Genomic DNA, 14357 nt, shown 5'->3' on the forward strand with positions numbered 1-14357 from the left:
TTTGCGCCGGTCACGCCGGCGCATCGCGGATCGCCCTGGGTAGAGAGGAAACGCCGCTCAGTCCAGCGGATCGTCGCGCTGCGCACGCAACAGCTCGGCGAAGGCCCAGGCCTCCACCGGCCGGCTGATCAGGTAGCCCTGGATCTCGTCGCAGTTCTGACTCTTGAGAAAATCCATCTGCGCCTGGGTTTCCACGCCCTCGGCCACCACCTTCAACTCCAGGCTGTGCGCCATGGCGATGATGGCGCGGGTGATCGCCGCATCCTCGCCGCCCGGCGACAGGTCGCGGATGAAGGTCTGGTCGATCTTCACGTAGTGCACCGGGAAACGCTTGAGGTAGCTGAGCGAGCTGTAGCCGGTGCCGAAATCGTCGATGGCCAGCTTCACTCCCAGTTCGCGCAGCTGGCGGAAGGTGACGACGACGCTGTCGACGTTGTCCAGCAGCTGGCTCTCGGTCAGCTCCAGCTCCAGGTACTGCGGGGCCAGGCCGGTTTCTTCCAGCACCTGGCGCACCAGGCTGGTGAGGTTGCCCTGGCGCAGCTGATACACCGAGATGTTCACCGATACGCGGATCTCCGCCAGCCCCTGCTGCTGCCACTGGCGCGCCTGGCGACAGGCCTGGCGCAGGACGAACTCGCCGATCGGCGCGATCAGCCCGGTTTCCTCGGCCAGGCCGATGAACTCGCCCGGCGCCACCAGCCCCTGCTGCGGATGGCGCCAGCGCACCAGGGCTTCGGCGGCATTGAGCTGGTCGTCGGCGAGGTTCAGCTTGGGCTGGTAGAACACCTCCAGCTGGCCCTCCTCGATAGCCTTGCGCAACTGGTTTTCCAGTTGCAGGCGCTCCAGGGTGCAGGCCTGCAGGTTGTCGGTGAAGAACTGGAAGGTGTTGCCGCCCAGGTGCTTGGCATGCTGCACGGCCATGTTGGCCTGGCTGATCAGCGCGCCGATCTCGCGCGCATAGTCCGGCAGCAGGCTGATGCCCAGCGAGGCGCTGACCACCAGCTCGTGACCGCCGACGTCCATCGGTAGTCGCAGCTTGGCCAGCAGCCGGCTGGCCACCCGCGCCAGGCTGGAGAGGCTGCCGTAGGCATCGAGAAGGATGGCGAATTCGTCGCCCGACAGCCGCGCGATGCAGTCGGCTTCCGGCACGGCCTGGGTCAGGCGGCGGCTCATCTGGCGCAGCAGCTGGTCGGCCACCTCATGGCCGAGGCTGTCGTTGAGCAGCTTGAAGCGGTCCAGGTCGATATGCACCAGGGCGATGCTGCGCCCGCTCTGCCGGGCGCGCTGGCTGGCCTCGTGCAGGCGCTCCTTGAACAGGCTGCGGTTGGCCAGGCCGGTGAGTTCGTCGTAATGCGACAGGTAGCGCAGGCGCTCTTCGGCCTCGCGCCGCGCGGTCAGGTCGGCGAAGAAGCCGACGATATGGCTGGGCCGCCCGCTGGCATCGCGCACCAGATTCAGCTGCAGCCACTGCGGGTAGAGTTCGCCGCTCTTGCGCGTCTCGATCAGCTCGCCCTGCCAGCTGCCGCTGCCGTCCAGCTCCTGGCGGATCATCTGGTACTGCCTGCGTATCTCGCGGCTGCCGATCAGGCTGGTCACCGTGCGCCCCACCACTTCCTCGCGGCTGTAGCCGGTCACTGCACTGAACGCACGGTTGACCGCCAGCACGCGGTAATCGGGGTCGAGAATGAAGATGCCCTCGCTGGCGGCCTCGAACACCGTCGCCGCCAGGCGCTGTTCCTGCTCCTGCTGGCGCCGCGCGCTGACGTCGCGGCGGGTGCCGAGCATGCGTCGCACGCGGCCGGCGGCATCGCGCTCGACCGCACGGCCACGGTCCTCGACCCAGACCCAGTGGCCGTCGACGTGGCGCACGCGGTATTCGATCTGATAGTCCTCGCTGCGCCCCTTCATGTGCTCCACCAGCGCCCGGCGCAGGCGCGGCAGGTCATCCGGATGCAGGCGCGGGGTCAGGTCGCGCAACATCACCTGAACCTGCTCCGGCTCCAGGCCGAACAGCTCGCGCAGGTGCGAATGGTGCACCTGGTCGCTCTCCAGGTCCCAGTCCCACAGCCCCAGCTCGCTGGCCTCCAGCGCCAGCGCCAGACGCGCCTGGCTCTTGCCCAGGGCGTGGGTCGCCTCGTCCAGCTCCAGGGTGCGCTCGGCCACGCGCATCTCCAGTTCGCCATGGGCGCCGCGCAACTCGCGCTCGGCCCGGCGGCGCTGCTCCACCTCGCGCGCCAGCTCCTCGTTGAGGCCTTCGGCACGCTGCTTGGCATGTTCCAGGTTGGCGATCAGCGCCTGGTTGTGAAAGCGCTGCAGCAGGCTGCGCTGCACCAGACGGTTGACCTGCCAGGCCACCACCAGCAGGGCGAGAAAGAGGATGACGCTGAGCAGCCCCCAGCCGCGCTGCAGGCTGTTGTCACTGAGCAGCAGAAAGGCTGCCGAGGGCAACAGACAGGGCAGGGCGAAGGTGAGAAAGGCCGACAGGCTGACGGCATAGGCGACGCTGGCCGAGAGGATCGCCGCGGCGATCAGGCCATAGACCAGGGCCTGCTGATAGAACACGTCCGGCGGCACCAGCACGATCACCGCGAAGGCCAGGGTCAGCCCCGAAGCGCCGGCGCCGAAGAGAAAGTTGCGCCGCCAATAGGATTCGACCTGGCGACTGGGCAGCGCCGCATTGAAGGCATTCACCTGAGTCAGGCGCAGCAGCACCAGCAACAGCACCCAGGCCAGCCAGCCGGCGAGCAGCGGCGCGCTGCCCTCGCGCCACAGCAGCAGGCTGCAGGCCAGGCCGACCAGCAACATCAACAGGGTGGGCAGGCGCGAGCCCTGATAGAGCAGACGGGTGCGCTCGACGGCGATGTCCGCGGCGAACTGGCGTTCGGCCTGATGCGGGTCCGGCGTCACCTCGTGTACTACGGCGCTGGTGGTGGCGGTCATAGGCGCTTTTCTTGTAATGGTTGCCTAAGGGTCTGCGGCGCTGCGGTCGCGGGCCACGGAGCGTGGCCAAAGCCCTGACGTCGCCGGAGAATACCCGAGACAGACGCGCTGCCCAACCAAGATGTGGGCAATTTCACAGATTGACGCCCAACTTTCGGCGGGTACCGGCCGGCCATGCTGGCCATTGGCCGCCTGGCCACGCAGATCGGCGCTCTGACCTGCCGGTCGTCGGTTGCGACCAGCCAGTTTCCCCTCACCTGGCCGACGGTTTGCCCTCCCCTGCCGCGCCCCCTAGAATGCCGCGATGCAAAACGACCCCGAACTCCTCCTCGCTTCGCTCAACGACGCCCAGGTCCAGGCCGTGGCCGCCCCGCTCGGCCGCCAGCTGGTGCTGGCCGGCGCCGGCTCGGGCAAGACCCGCGTGCTGGTGCACCGCATCGCCTTCCTGATCCAGGCGATGGGCGCCTCGCCTCACTCGATCCTGTCGGTGACCTTTACTAACAAGGCCGCCGCCGAGATGCGCCACCGCATCGAGCAGATGCTCGGCCACAACCCGGCCGGCATGTGGGTCGGCACCTTCCACGGCCTGGCCCATCGCCTGCTGCGCGCGCACTGGCAGGAGGCCGGGCTGGCCGAGAACTTCCAGATTCTCGACTCCGACGATCAGCAGCGCCTGATCAAGCGGGTGATCCGCGAACTGGGCCTGGACGAACAGCGCTGGCCGGCCAAGCAGGCGCAGTGGTTCATCAACGGGCAGAAAGATGAGGGGTTCAGACCCCAGCACATCCAGGCCGGCGGTGACCTGTTCCTGGCCACCATGCGCGGCATCTACGAGGCCTACGAGGCGGCCTGCGCACGCACCGGGGTGATCGACTTCTCCGAGCTGCTGCTGCGCGCCCTCGACCTGTGGCGCGACAAGCCGGGCCTGCTCGAGCATTACCAGCGGCGTTTCCGTCATATCCTGGTGGACGAGTTCCAGGACACCAACGCCGTGCAGTACGCCTGGCTGCGTCTGCTGGCCAAGGGCGGCGACAGCCTGATGGTGGTGGGCGACGACGACCAGTCGATCTACGGCTGGCGCGGCGCGCGCATCGAGAACATCCAGCAGTTCTCCAGCGACTTCCCCGACACCCAGCTGATCCGCCTGGAGCAGAACTACCGCTCCACCGCCGGCATCCTGAAAGCTGCCAACGCGCTGATCGCCAACAACAACGGGCGCCTCGGCAAGGAGCTGTGGACCGACGGCGGCGAGGGCGAGCCGCTGGCCCTGTACGCCGCCTTCAACGAACACGACGAAGCGCGCTACGTGGTCGAGAGCATCGAGGACGCCCTGCGCAAGGACGGCCTCAAGCGCAGCGAGATCGCCATTCTGTATCGCTCCAACGCCCAGTCTCGAGTGCTGGAAGAGGCGCTGCTGCGCGAGCGCATCCCCTACCGCATCTACGGCGGCCAGCGCTTCTTCGAGCGCGCCGAGATCAAGAACGCCATGGCCTATCTGCGCCTGCTCGACGGGCGCGGCAACGACGCGGCGCTGGAGCGCATCGTCAACGTGCCGGCACGCGGCATCGGCGAGAAGACGGTCGAGAGCATCCGCGAGTTCGCCCGCGCCCAGGACCTCTCCATGTGGGAGGCGATCCGCCGCATGCTCGCCGTCAAGGCGCTGCCCGGCCGTGCCGCCGGCGCGCTGGGCGGCTTCATCGAGCTGATCGAAGGCCTGGCCGAGCAGGTCATGGCCATGCCCCTGCACCAGATGACCCAGGTGGTCATCGAGCAGAGCGGCCTGCTCGCCTACCACGAGGCGGAAAAGGGCGAGAAGGGCCAGGCACGGGTGGAGAACCTGGAGGAACTGGTCAGCGCCGCGCGCGCCTTCGAGAACGACGAAGACGACGAGCTGACCCCGCTGCAGGCCTTCCTCACTCACGCCTCGCTGGAGGCCGGGGACACCCAGGCCGCCGAGAACGAGGACAGCATTCAACTGATGACCCTGCACAGCGCCAAGGGCCTGGAATTCCCGCTGGTATTCCTGGTTGGCATGGAAGAGGGTCTGTTCCCGCACAAGATGAGCCTGGAAGAACCGGGCCGACTGGAAGAAGAACGCCGCCTGGCCTATGTCGGCATTACCCGTGCCATGCAGAAGCTGGTGATCAGCTACGCCGAAACCCGGCGTCTCTACGGTAGCGAGACCTACAACAAGGTGTCGCGCTTCGTCCGCGAAATCCCCGCACCGCTGATTCAGGAAGTGCGTCTGAGCAACAGCGTCAGCCGTCCGGTGAGCACCAGCTCGATGAGCGGTGGCAGCCTGTTCGCCGGCAGCGCCGTGCCGCAGACACCCTTCAACCTGGGTCAACGGGTACGCCACAGCCTGTTCGGCGAGGGCACCATTCTCAACTTCGAGGGTGCCGGCGCCCAGGCACGGGTGCAGGTGAATTTTGAAAACGAAGGCAGCAAGTGGCTGATGTTGGCGTACGCCAAGCTGGAAGCCTGTTAGCACACCGTATCTGGAGAGAATCGATGAATCGCCGCAATCTGTTCGGCGCCGCTCTGGCGCTGTTCGCCGCCATCGGCCTGGTTGGCTGCAAGGACGACAAGGCCGGTAGCGAGCAAGCCGCCGCCAAAACCGCAGAAACCTTCCATTGGAAGATGGTCACTTCCTGGCCGAAGAACTTCCCCGGCCTGGGCACCGCTGCCGAGCGCCTGGCCGAGCGTATCAACGCCATGAGCGCCGGACGTCTGACCGTCAAGGTCTACGCCGCCGGTGAGCTGGTGCCGGCGCTGGAAGTGTTCGACGCCGTCTCCCGCGGCACCGCCGAGATGGGCCACGGCACCCCGTACTACTGGAAGGGCAAGGTCCCGGCCGCGCAGTTCTTCAGCAGCGTGCCGTTCGGCTTCTCCACCCTGGAAATGAACGCCTGGCTCAGCCACGGCGGCGGTCAGGCGCTGTGGGACGAAACCTATGCCCCCTACGGCGTGAAACCGCTGTCGGCGGGCAACACCACCATGCAGATGGGCGGCTGGTTCAACAAGGAAATCAACAGCCTGGCCGACATCAAGGGCCTGAAGATCCGCATGCCGGGTCTTGGCGGCGAAGTCTGGAGCAAGCTCGGCGCGATCACCGTCAACCTGCCCGGCGGCGAGATCTTCACCTCCCTGCAGACCGGCGCCATCGATGCCACCGACTGGGTCGGCCCCTACAACGACCTGGCCTTCGGCCTGCACAAGGCAGCCAAGTACTACTACTTCCCGGGCTGGCAGGAGCCGCAGGCCGTGGTCGAATCCATGGTCAACCAGAAGGCCTTCGACGCGCTGCCGGCCGATCTGCAGGCCATCGTCGTCGAGGCCGCGCGCGCCGCCACCCTGGACATGATGAACGACTACGTGTTCAACAACGCCAAGGCGCTGCAAAGCCTGAAGAGCGAAGGCGTGCAGTTCAAGCGTCTGCCGGACGAAGTGCTGCAGGCCATGCGCGAGCAGTCCGGCGTGGTGCTCGAGTCCCTGGCCGCCGAGAACGACCTCAACGGCCGCATCTGGGCCTCGCAGAAGGCCTTCCTCGAAGAGGCCAGCGCCATGCAGTCGCTGACCGAGAAAGAGCTGTACAACTGGCGATGAGCCAACTGAACGGGGCCGAAAAGCCCCGTTTTTCTTAGGGATAACTGCCGATGCGTCTTCGTTCGCTGCTTCTACTGCCCCTGCTCACCCTCGGCCTGATCGGCTGCAAGGACGACTCCGCGCCGGCCGACCAGACCGCCGCGCCCGCCCAGACCTTCCACTGGAAGATGGTCACCACCTGGCCGAAGAACGCGCCTGGCACCGGTACCGCGGCCGAGCGCCTGGCCGAGCGCGTCAACGCCATGAGTGCCGGGCGCCTGACCATCAAGGTCTACGCCGCCGGCGAGCTGGTACCGGCGCTGGAAGTGTTCGATGCGGTGTCGCGCGGCACCGCCGAACTCGGCCACGGCACGCCCTATTACTGGAAGGGCAAGGTGCCGGCCGCGCAGTTCTTCGGTGCGGTGCCCTTCGGCCTGTCCACCCAGGAAATGAACGCCTGGCTGAGCAAGGGCGGCGGCCAGGCGCTGTGGGACGAAGCCTACGCGCCATTCGGCCTCAAGCCACTGACCGCCGGCAACAGCACCATGCAGATGGGCGGCTGGTTCAACAAGGAAATCAACAGCCTGGCCGACATCAGGGGCCTGAAGATCCGCATGCCGGGCCTTGGCGGCGAAGTCTGGAACCGCCTCGGCGCCACCACCGTGGTGATGCCGGGGGGCGAGATCTTCACCGCGCTGCAGACCGGCGCCATCGATGCCACCGACTGGGTCAGCCCCTACAACGACCTGGCCTTCGGCCTGCAGAAGGCGGCCAAGTACTACTACTACCCGGGCTGGCAGGAGCCGCAGTCGGTGCTCGAACTGCTGATCAACCAGAAGGCCTTCGATGCGCTGCCGGCCGACCTGCAGGCCATCGTCACCGAAGCGGCACGCGCCTCGACCCAGGACATGATGGACGACTACGTCTACCACAACGCCCTGGCCCTGGACGAGCTGAAGAAGAGCGGCACGCTGCTCAAGCGCTTCCCCGACGAGGTGCTGCAGGCCATGCAACGCGAGACCGAACAGGTGCTCGGCGAGCTGGCTGCGCAGAGCGACCTCAATGGCCGCATCTGGGCCTCGATGCAGGCCTTCCAGGCGCTCGCCACCTCGATGCATGCGCTGTCGGAAAAGGAGCTGTACGACTGGCGCTGAGCACGGCGATTGGCGCCGGCGGTGCGCATGGCGCACCCTACCCGTGGCAGCCTCACCACGGAGGGTGCGCCGCACGCCCCGGCCGCTGAAGGCTCCGTTTGTCGTTCCAGACGCCAGCTCAAGCGCCGGCGGCCATACTTCAGGGATGAAGAAAAAGCCGACCGACCCCGCCCAGATCCTCGATACCGCCCTGCAACTGGCCGACGTCTGCGGCTGGGAGCGTCTGCACCTGTTCGAAGTGGCCGCCGCGCTCGACATTGGCCTGGACGATATCGCCCGCCATTACCGCGACAAGGATGCCCTGGTCGAAACCTGGTTCGACCGCGCCGACCAGGCCATGCTGGCCCGTGCCCGCCAGGCCGATCTGGCGCCACTGAACGCCGAGCAGCGCCTGGAAATCTGCCTGCTGGCCTGGCTCGACAGCCTGGCCGCGCACCGTTCGGTCACCGGGCAGATGCTGCTGTACAAGCTCGAACCCGGGCACATCCACCTGCAGATACTCGGCCTGATGCGCGTCAGCCGCACCGTGCAATGGTGGCGCGAAGCGGCCGGGCGACAAACCCAGCACCTGTGCCGCATCGCCGAGGAAAGCCTGCTCACCGGCGCCTACCTGCGCAGCTTCGTGCACTGGCTGCGCCATCCCGAGGAAGACGCGGCCGAGTTTCGCGCCTTCCTGCGCCGCCAGCTGCGCTGCGGCCCGCTGACCATGCTGCTGCGGCGCCCGTGAAATCCGGGCTGCCATAGGGTGCGCCGTGCGCACCAGGTTTCCATGTCAGCGGCCCGCGGTACGCACGGCGCCCCTTACCCTCCACGCTCGGCGGGCAAAAGCCGGAAACATTCTGTCACTGGCCATTGCCGGCTACGGCGGGCAAGATGCCGCCCACGCACTTACTTCAGAGAGAAGACCCTGATGCAGCGTTTCCTCAGTATCGCCATGGTCCTGTGCCTGGCGCTGACCTTCAGCTTCGAAGCCCACGCCAAGCGTTTCGGCGGTGGCAAGTCCTTCGGCTCCGCCCCCAGCCACCAGACCCGTCAGGCCACTCCGCCAGCTCAACAGGCAGCCCCGGCCCCTGGCCGTCAGCAACCTGCCGCTGCCGCCAGCGGCGCTTCGCGCTGGCTCGGCCCGCTGGCCGGTCTGGCCGCCGGCGGCCTGCTGGCCGCGATGTTCATGGGTGACGGCTTCGAAGGCCTGCAGATCATGGACTTTCTGATCTTCGGCCTGATCGCCTTCCTGCTCTTCCGCTTCCTCGCCGCCCGTCGCGCCCAGCAGCAGCCGCAAGCGGCCACCGCCGGCGCGCCGTACCAGCGTGAAATGCCGAACGCCAGCAACGCTCCGGCAGCCGGTAGCAATATCTTCGGCGCGCGCCTGGCCTCGGCCGCTCCGGTGATCAACGCCCCGGCCTGGTTCAACGAGCAGAACTTCATCGCCGCCGGTCGTGAGCACTTCATGAACCTGCAGCAGCACTGGGACGCCGACGAGATGGACAAGATCGCCGAATTCGTCACCCCGCAGCTGCTGGAATTCCTCAAGCGCGAGCGCGCCGAACTGGGTGACGGCTTCCAGTCCACCTACATCGACGAGCTTCAGGTCCAGCTCGATGGCGTCGACGACAACGCCGAGAAGACCATCGCCACCCTGACCTTCAGCGGCGTGTCGAAGACCTCGCGCTTCGACCAGGGCGAGCCGTTCAGCGAAAGCTGGCGCCTGGAGCGCGCCCAGGGCGACAACCAGCCCTGGCTGATTGCCGGCATCCGCCAGAACTGATCGCGCGGTACCCATAAAAAACCCGGGCTAGCCCGGGTTTTTTCATTTGCAGCCGAGGCCAGCGTTTCAGCTGCGGCGCATGCCGATATGCGGGATGTCGTCCTCCAGGTAGACCTCGGTCACCGCCGCGAAGCCATAACGCCCGTAATAGCCCTGCAGGTGCGCCTGCGCCGACAGATACACCGCCACGCCCGGCCAGCGCTGGCTGCACTCGGCCAGGGCCTGCTCCATCAGCCTGTGGCCCAGGCCGGTGCCACGCGCCTGCTCGGCAATCACCACCCGGCCGATGACCACCTCGCCGCCCATGCGCTGCGGATCGAGCAGGCGCAGATAGCCCACCAGCGCATTCCCCTCACGCGCCAGCAGGTGGCAGGTATCGCCGACCAAGTCCTGCCCATCGGTTTCCAGATAGGGGCATTTCTGCTCGACCACGAACACCTGGGTGCGCAGCGCCAGCAGCTCGTAGAGCGTGGCGGCATCGAGTTCGCGGTGATGCAGGCAGTGCCAGGTGACAGACGACATTGGAGAACTCCGCAAAAGCGCCATTATGGGGTGATGGCGACATGTTTTCATTCTGCCAGCCGGCTACTGTATAAAGCCGATCCCCCATGATGAGGAGCCGACGCCGTGGAAGAAGTCATCGAACAGCTGCGCGAACTCAACGAGCCCGTCCCGGTACCGCTGGAGCTGCCGGACGAGGAAACCCTGGTGGAGATTCAGGAGCAGATCCTCATCCACCTGCCCTTCGAGCTGCGCGAGTTCCTGCTCAAGGTCAGCGACGTGGTCTATGGCCGCCTGGAGCCGGTGACCGCCAGCGATCCGCATTCGCACACCTACCTGCCGGAAGTCGCCGCCGAAGCCTGGAGCCTGGGCCTGCCGCGCGACCTGGTGCCGCTGTGCCAGGACGGCCGCGACTACTACGCAGTGGACGTCGAGGGCCAGGTGTGGCTGTGGGACGGCGACGAGGGCGAGCTCACCGACGAGAGCTGGGACTCGGTCTGGCACTGGTGCCGCGACGTCTGGCTGGAGAGCTGAGCCCGCCTTCGCCGTAGGGGGCGCCATGCGCACCCGCCTCGCGCAATCCAGCAGCATGCGCGGTGCGCGCGGCGCACCCTACGGCGTTGCGCAGGGCCGGGGCACGGCGCACCCGCCGCGGGTGTCCGGTACGTCATCTATCGTCCTTCTGCGCCGGCTTGTACCCAGGCTACGGCGCACCGCCTCATCCCTCGCCCTGCTCCAGCGCCAGCAGGTTGAGCAAAAAGCGCGCGAAGTAGATCAGGTCCTGTTCCATGGCCTGCCGCGCGGCCTTGGCGTCGCCAGCCTCGATGGCGGCGAAGGCCTCTTCGTGGAAGTCGTTGAGCCGTAGCGACAGGTCGGCGCCGGTGAACAGGCGGTTGAAGAACGGCCCGATCTGCAGCCACAGCGACTCGATCGAACGCACCAGCACCGGGTTGCCGCAGGCGCCATACAGCTGCAGATGGAACTGGCTGTTGGCACTCAGGTAGTCCTGCACCTGACGCTGTTCGATGGCCACTTCCATACGCTGCACGCAGTCGCGCAGCAGGGCCAGGTCGTCGCGGCTCAGGCGTGGCGTGGCCAGCTCCACCGCCAGGCCTTCCAGGCCCAGGCGTACCTGGAAGATATGTTCGTAGCGCTCGCGCGTCATCGCCGGCACGCGCACCGAGCGCTGCTGCTCGCCCTCCAGCGCGCCCTCGGCCACCAGCCGCTGCAGCGCCGCGCGCACCGGCATCGGGCTGGTGCCCCACTGCGCGGCGAGGTCGCGGATCTTCAGGGCCTGCCCCGGTTGAAAGCGTCCGGCCAGCAGACCCTCGCGAATACGTTGATAAAGCTGCTCCTGCAGATTGTCGCTCATGCTGTCAGCGTCCTCGTGGCGGAGCAGGAAGCTGGCTCAGGGTCAGCAGGCAGTTGCGCATGGTGTTCTCCAATCGATAAGCGTCAATGCTATTTGTGATCACATAATCAGGCCGATGCTACCTCAAATCAACGCTTACGGGATAACTTGCCATTTTTGTGATCACAAAATACCATGTGTGGAAATTCGAACGAGGTGTTCAACATGACTGCCAGCGGTATCAGCCCAAGCGCCGTGGAAACTTTCGTCGCCCGGGAGCGCGCGCGCTTTCTCGAGCGCAATCCTAAGTCCGTGGCCCTGGCCGAGCGCGCCCGCCACTCGCTGTACGGCGGCGTACCGATGCACTGGATGGCCGACTGGTCGACGCCGGTGCCGCTGTTCGTCGAACGCGCCAAGGGCGCACGCTTCTTCGACGTGGACGGTCACGAGTACATCGACTTCTGCCTGGGCGACACCGGCACCATGTTCGGCCACTCGCCGGACCCGGTGGCCCGCGCCCTCGCCGAGCAGGCCAATAACGGCCTGACCACCATGCTGCCCGGCGAGGACGCCGTGGTCTGCGGCGAGCTGCTGGCCCGGCGCTTCGGTCTGCCGTACTGGCAGGTGACCGCCACGGCAACCGACTCGAATCGCTATGTGCTGCGCTGGGCGCGCGCCATCACACAGCGCAAGACCCTGCTGGTGTTCGACGGCTGCTACCACGGCACCGTCGACGACGTGATGGTGCGCCATAGAGACGGCGAGACCGTGCACCGCTCGGGCCTGGTCGGCCAGGCCTACGACCTGACCGAGCACAGCCGCGCCATTCCCTTCAACGATGTCGCAGCGCTGGAAGCGGCGCTGGCCCAAGGCGACGTCTGCGCCCTGCTCTGCGAGCCGGCGATGACCAACATCGGCATGGTGCTGCCCGATCCGGGCTTCATGCAGAAATGCCGCGAGCTGACGCGCCAGTACGGCAGCCTGCTGATCATCGACGAAACCCACACCATCTCCACCGATATCGGCGGCTGCACCAGGCTGTGGAACCTCGACCCGGACTTCTTCGTGGTCGGCAAGCCCATCGCCGGTGGCGTGCCGTGCGGCATCTTCGGTTGCAGCGCAGAGATGGCAGGCGCCATGACCAAGGCGCGCCAGCGCGCCAGCGAAGACAGCCACGGTCACGGCCACAGCGGCATGGGCACCACCCTGTCGGCCAACGCCCTGGCCATGCACTGCATGCGCGCCAACCTGGAGCAGGTGATGACCCAGGCGGCCTACGACCATATGCTGCCGCTGGCCGCACGCCTGGCCGAAGGCTTCCGCCGGCTGATCGGCAAGCACGAGCTGAAATGGTCGGTGACCGAACTGGGCGCGCGCTGCGAATTCCAGTTCTGCGCCACCCCGCCGCGCACCGGCGCCGAGGCCGAGGCGGCGTTCCATGACGAGCTGCAGATGGCCCTGCACCTGTACCTGATCAACCGCGGCATCCTGATCACCCCGTTCCACAATATGACCCTGTGCTGCCCAAGCACCACGGCCGAAGATGTGGACAAGCTGATCGCCACCCTGGATCAGGGCCTGAGCGAGCTGCTGGCCATTCCCGGCGCCCGCGAATAGTCCCGAAAAATCCTGGGCCGTGCGCACCGTTCCCCTTTTGGTGCGCACGGCGCACCCTACTAGAGACCGCACCATGCAATTCGCCCATCCCCAGGAAGCCCGCGATTTCCTCGCCAAGCACCCCGAGGTGCGCAGCATCGAGCTGATGCTGATCGACGCCAATGGCATCCCGCGCGGCAAGCTGCTGCATCGCGACGAGCTGCTGGCCATGTACGAGAACGGCCGGCCACTGCCCAGCTCCATCCTCTCGCTGACCATTCAGGGCGAGGACGTCGAGGAGAGCGGCCTGGTCTGGGAAGTGGCCGACGCCGACTGCTGGACCTATCCCCTGCCCGGCTCGCTGTGCCTGCAACCCTGGCGCGCAGTGCCCACCGGCCAGGTGCAGGTGAGCATGCACCCGACCCAAGGCCTGCCCGCCACGCCCGGCGATCCGCGCCACGTGCTGGCGCGCACCATCGACGCGCTCAAGGCCGACGGCTATCACCCGGTGATGGCGGTGGAGCTGGAGTTCTACCTGCTGGACAAACAGCGCGACGCCAATGGCTGGCCGCAGCCCGCCGTGCAGATGAATGGCGTACGCCCGCAGGCGCCGCAGGTCTACGGCGTGTACGAGCTGGAGCAGGTGCAGCCGTTTCTCGACGATCTCTACGCCGCCTGCGAAGCCCAGGGCCTGCCAGTGCGCACGGCGATTTCCGAATACGCCCCCGGCCAGCTCGAGCTGACCCTGGAACACCGCTTCGACGCCTTGCAGGCGGTGGACGAAGGCGTGCGCTACAAGCGTCTGGTCAAGGGCGTGGCGAACAAGCACGGGCTGCAGGCCTGCTTCATGGCCAAGCCGTTCGGCGACCAGGCCGGCAGCGGCCTGCATATGCACGTGTCGCTGGCCGACGCCGACGGCAATAACCTGATGGCCTCGGAAGACCCGCAGGGCACGCCGCTGTTGAAATATGCGATCGGCGGGATGATGGCCACCCTCGACGACGCCCTGGCGATCTTCTGCCCCAACGCCAACTCCTTCCGCCGCTTCCAGGCCAACAGCTACGCGCCGCTGGCCAAGAGCTGGGGGGTGAACAACCGCACCGTGTCCTTCCGCGTGCCGGGCGGGCCGGCCATGAGCCGTCACGTCGAACATCGCATCTGCGGCGCCGACGCCAACCCCTATCTGGCCGCAGCGGCGATCCTGGCCGGTATCCACAAGGGCATCCGCGAGCAGATCGACCCCGGCACGGCCATCGTCGGCAACGGCTACGAGCAGGCCCGCGAAACCCTGCCCACCGACTGGCTGACCGCCCTGCGCAGCCTGGAAGGTTCGAGCTGGGCGCGCGAGGCGCTGGGCGAGGAGTTCCTCAAGGTGTTCCTGGCGATCAAGTGGGCCGAGTATCGCCAGTTCATGGGCGAGGTCGGCGAGCAGGACTGGCGCTGGTACCTGAGCCACGCCTGAGCC

The 14357-nt window shown here is 66.9% G+C and carries 11 protein-coding genes; 8 read left to right on the forward strand and 3 right to left on the reverse strand.

Features of this window, described 5'->3' with window-relative positions:
• Positions 1 to 57 precede the first annotated feature (57 nt).
• Positions 58 to 2940, reverse strand: a complete 2883-nt coding sequence (locus tag L1F06_RS24390) for an EAL domain-containing protein (protein ID WP_252576704.1) — start codon at positions 2938 to 2940, stop codon at positions 58 to 60.
• Positions 2941 to 3244: 304 nt separating this feature from the next.
• Here L1F06_RS24390 and uvrD point away from each other — a divergent pair, with 304 nt between their 5' ends.
• The 5 genes from uvrD to L1F06_RS24415 all read left to right on the forward strand — a co-directional run bounded on the left by uvrD (position 3245) and on the right by L1F06_RS24415 (position 9444).
• The gene (gene uvrD, locus L1F06_RS24395; RefSeq protein WP_252576705.1) at positions 3245 to 5428 is read left to right on the forward strand and encodes a DNA helicase II; all 2184 of its coding nucleotides are present in this window, start codon (positions 3245 to 3247) and stop codon (positions 5426 to 5428) included.
• 23 nt (positions 5429 to 5451) lie between these two features.
• Positions 5452 to 6546 (forward strand): TRAP transporter substrate-binding protein, encoded by a 1095-nt coding sequence (locus tag L1F06_RS24400; RefSeq protein WP_012020248.1) that lies wholly within the window; start codon positions 5452 to 5454, stop codon positions 6544 to 6546.
• Between the two features lie 50 nt (positions 6547 to 6596).
• On the forward strand, positions 6597 to 7679 hold the full coding sequence (locus L1F06_RS24405; RefSeq protein ID WP_129483692.1) for a TRAP transporter substrate-binding protein: 1083 nt from the start codon (positions 6597 to 6599) through the stop codon (positions 7677 to 7679).
• A gap of 145 nt (positions 7680 to 7824) precedes the next feature.
• The gene (locus tag L1F06_RS24410; protein WP_129483693.1) at positions 7825 to 8406 is read left to right on the forward strand and encodes a TetR/AcrR family transcriptional regulator; all 582 of its coding nucleotides are present in this window, start codon (positions 7825 to 7827) and stop codon (positions 8404 to 8406) included.
• Between the two features lie 183 nt (positions 8407 to 8589).
• The gene (locus tag L1F06_RS24415; RefSeq protein ID WP_129483694.1) at positions 8590 to 9444 is read left to right on the forward strand and encodes a Tim44 domain-containing protein; all 855 of its coding nucleotides are present in this window, start codon (positions 8590 to 8592) and stop codon (positions 9442 to 9444) included.
• Positions 9445 to 9510: 66 nt separating this feature from the next.
• Here L1F06_RS24415 and L1F06_RS24420 read toward each other — a convergent pair whose 3' ends face one another.
• Complete coding sequence (locus L1F06_RS24420) at positions 9511 to 9966, reverse strand: GNAT family N-acetyltransferase (protein WP_129483695.1); 456 nt, start codon at positions 9964 to 9966, stop codon at positions 9511 to 9513.
• 105 nt (positions 9967 to 10071) lie between these two features.
• On the opposite strand from L1F06_RS24420, the gene L1F06_RS24425 reads away from it, so the two are divergent.
• Complete coding sequence (locus L1F06_RS24425) at positions 10072 to 10479, forward strand: SMI1/KNR4 family protein (RefSeq protein WP_003241226.1); 408 nt, start codon at positions 10072 to 10074, stop codon at positions 10477 to 10479.
• 184 nt (positions 10480 to 10663) lie between these two features.
• Here the strand turns inward: L1F06_RS24425 and L1F06_RS24430 are convergent, their stop codons facing one another.
• Positions 10664 to 11317, reverse strand: a complete 654-nt coding sequence (locus L1F06_RS24430) for a GntR family transcriptional regulator (RefSeq protein WP_003241228.1) — start codon at positions 11315 to 11317, stop codon at positions 10664 to 10666.
• A 204-nt stretch (positions 11318 to 11521) separates the two neighbouring features.
• Here L1F06_RS24430 and L1F06_RS24435 point away from each other — a divergent pair, with 204 nt between their 5' ends.
• Both L1F06_RS24435 and L1F06_RS24440 read left to right on the forward strand, forming a co-directional pair.
• A complete protein-coding gene (locus tag L1F06_RS24435; protein WP_129483696.1) occupies positions 11522 to 12913 on the forward strand; it encodes an aspartate aminotransferase family protein in 1392 nt (463 codons plus the stop codon).
• 73 nt (positions 12914 to 12986) lie between these two features.
• The gene (locus L1F06_RS24440) at positions 12987 to 14354 is read left to right on the forward strand and encodes a glutamine synthetase family protein (protein WP_129483697.1); all 1368 of its coding nucleotides are present in this window, start codon (positions 12987 to 12989) and stop codon (positions 14352 to 14354) included.
• The last annotated feature ends 3 nt before the right edge of the window (positions 14355 to 14357 follow it).

Origin of the sequence: Pseudomonas hydrolytica, assembly GCF_021495345.1 — a bacterium.
Classification (GTDB): Bacteria; Pseudomonadota; Gammaproteobacteria; order Pseudomonadales; family Pseudomonadaceae; genus Aquipseudomonas; species Aquipseudomonas hydrolytica.

Bases quoted from the DNA above. Each gene is read 5' to 3' on its own strand.
- L1F06_RS24390 (WP_252576704.1), bottom strand. From the start codon at position 2,940: ATGACCGCCACCACCAGCGCCGTAGTACACGAGGTGACGCCGGACCCG.
- uvrD (WP_252576705.1), top strand. From the start codon at position 3,245: ATGCAAAACGACCCCGAACTCCTCCTCGCTTCGCTCAACGACGCCCAG.
- L1F06_RS24400 (WP_012020248.1), top strand. From the start codon at position 5,452: ATGAATCGCCGCAATCTGTTCGGCGCCGCTCTGGCGCTGTTCGCCGCC.
- L1F06_RS24405 (WP_129483692.1), top strand. From the start codon at position 6,597: ATGCGTCTTCGTTCGCTGCTTCTACTGCCCCTGCTCACCCTCGGCCTG.
- L1F06_RS24410 (WP_129483693.1), top strand. From the start codon at position 7,825: ATGAAGAAAAAGCCGACCGACCCCGCCCAGATCCTCGATACCGCCCTG.
- L1F06_RS24415 (WP_129483694.1), top strand. From the start codon at position 8,590: ATGCAGCGTTTCCTCAGTATCGCCATGGTCCTGTGCCTGGCGCTGACC.
- L1F06_RS24420 (WP_129483695.1), bottom strand. From the start codon at position 9,966: ATGTCGTCTGTCACCTGGCACTGCCTGCATCACCGCGAACTCGATGCC.
- L1F06_RS24430 (WP_003241228.1), bottom strand. From the start codon at position 11,317: ATGAGCGACAATCTGCAGGAGCAGCTTTATCAACGTATTCGCGAGGGT.
- L1F06_RS24435 (WP_129483696.1), top strand. From the start codon at position 11,522: ATGACTGCCAGCGGTATCAGCCCAAGCGCCGTGGAAACTTTCGTCGCC.
- L1F06_RS24440 (WP_129483697.1), top strand. From the start codon at position 12,987: ATGCAATTCGCCCATCCCCAGGAAGCCCGCGATTTCCTCGCCAAGCAC.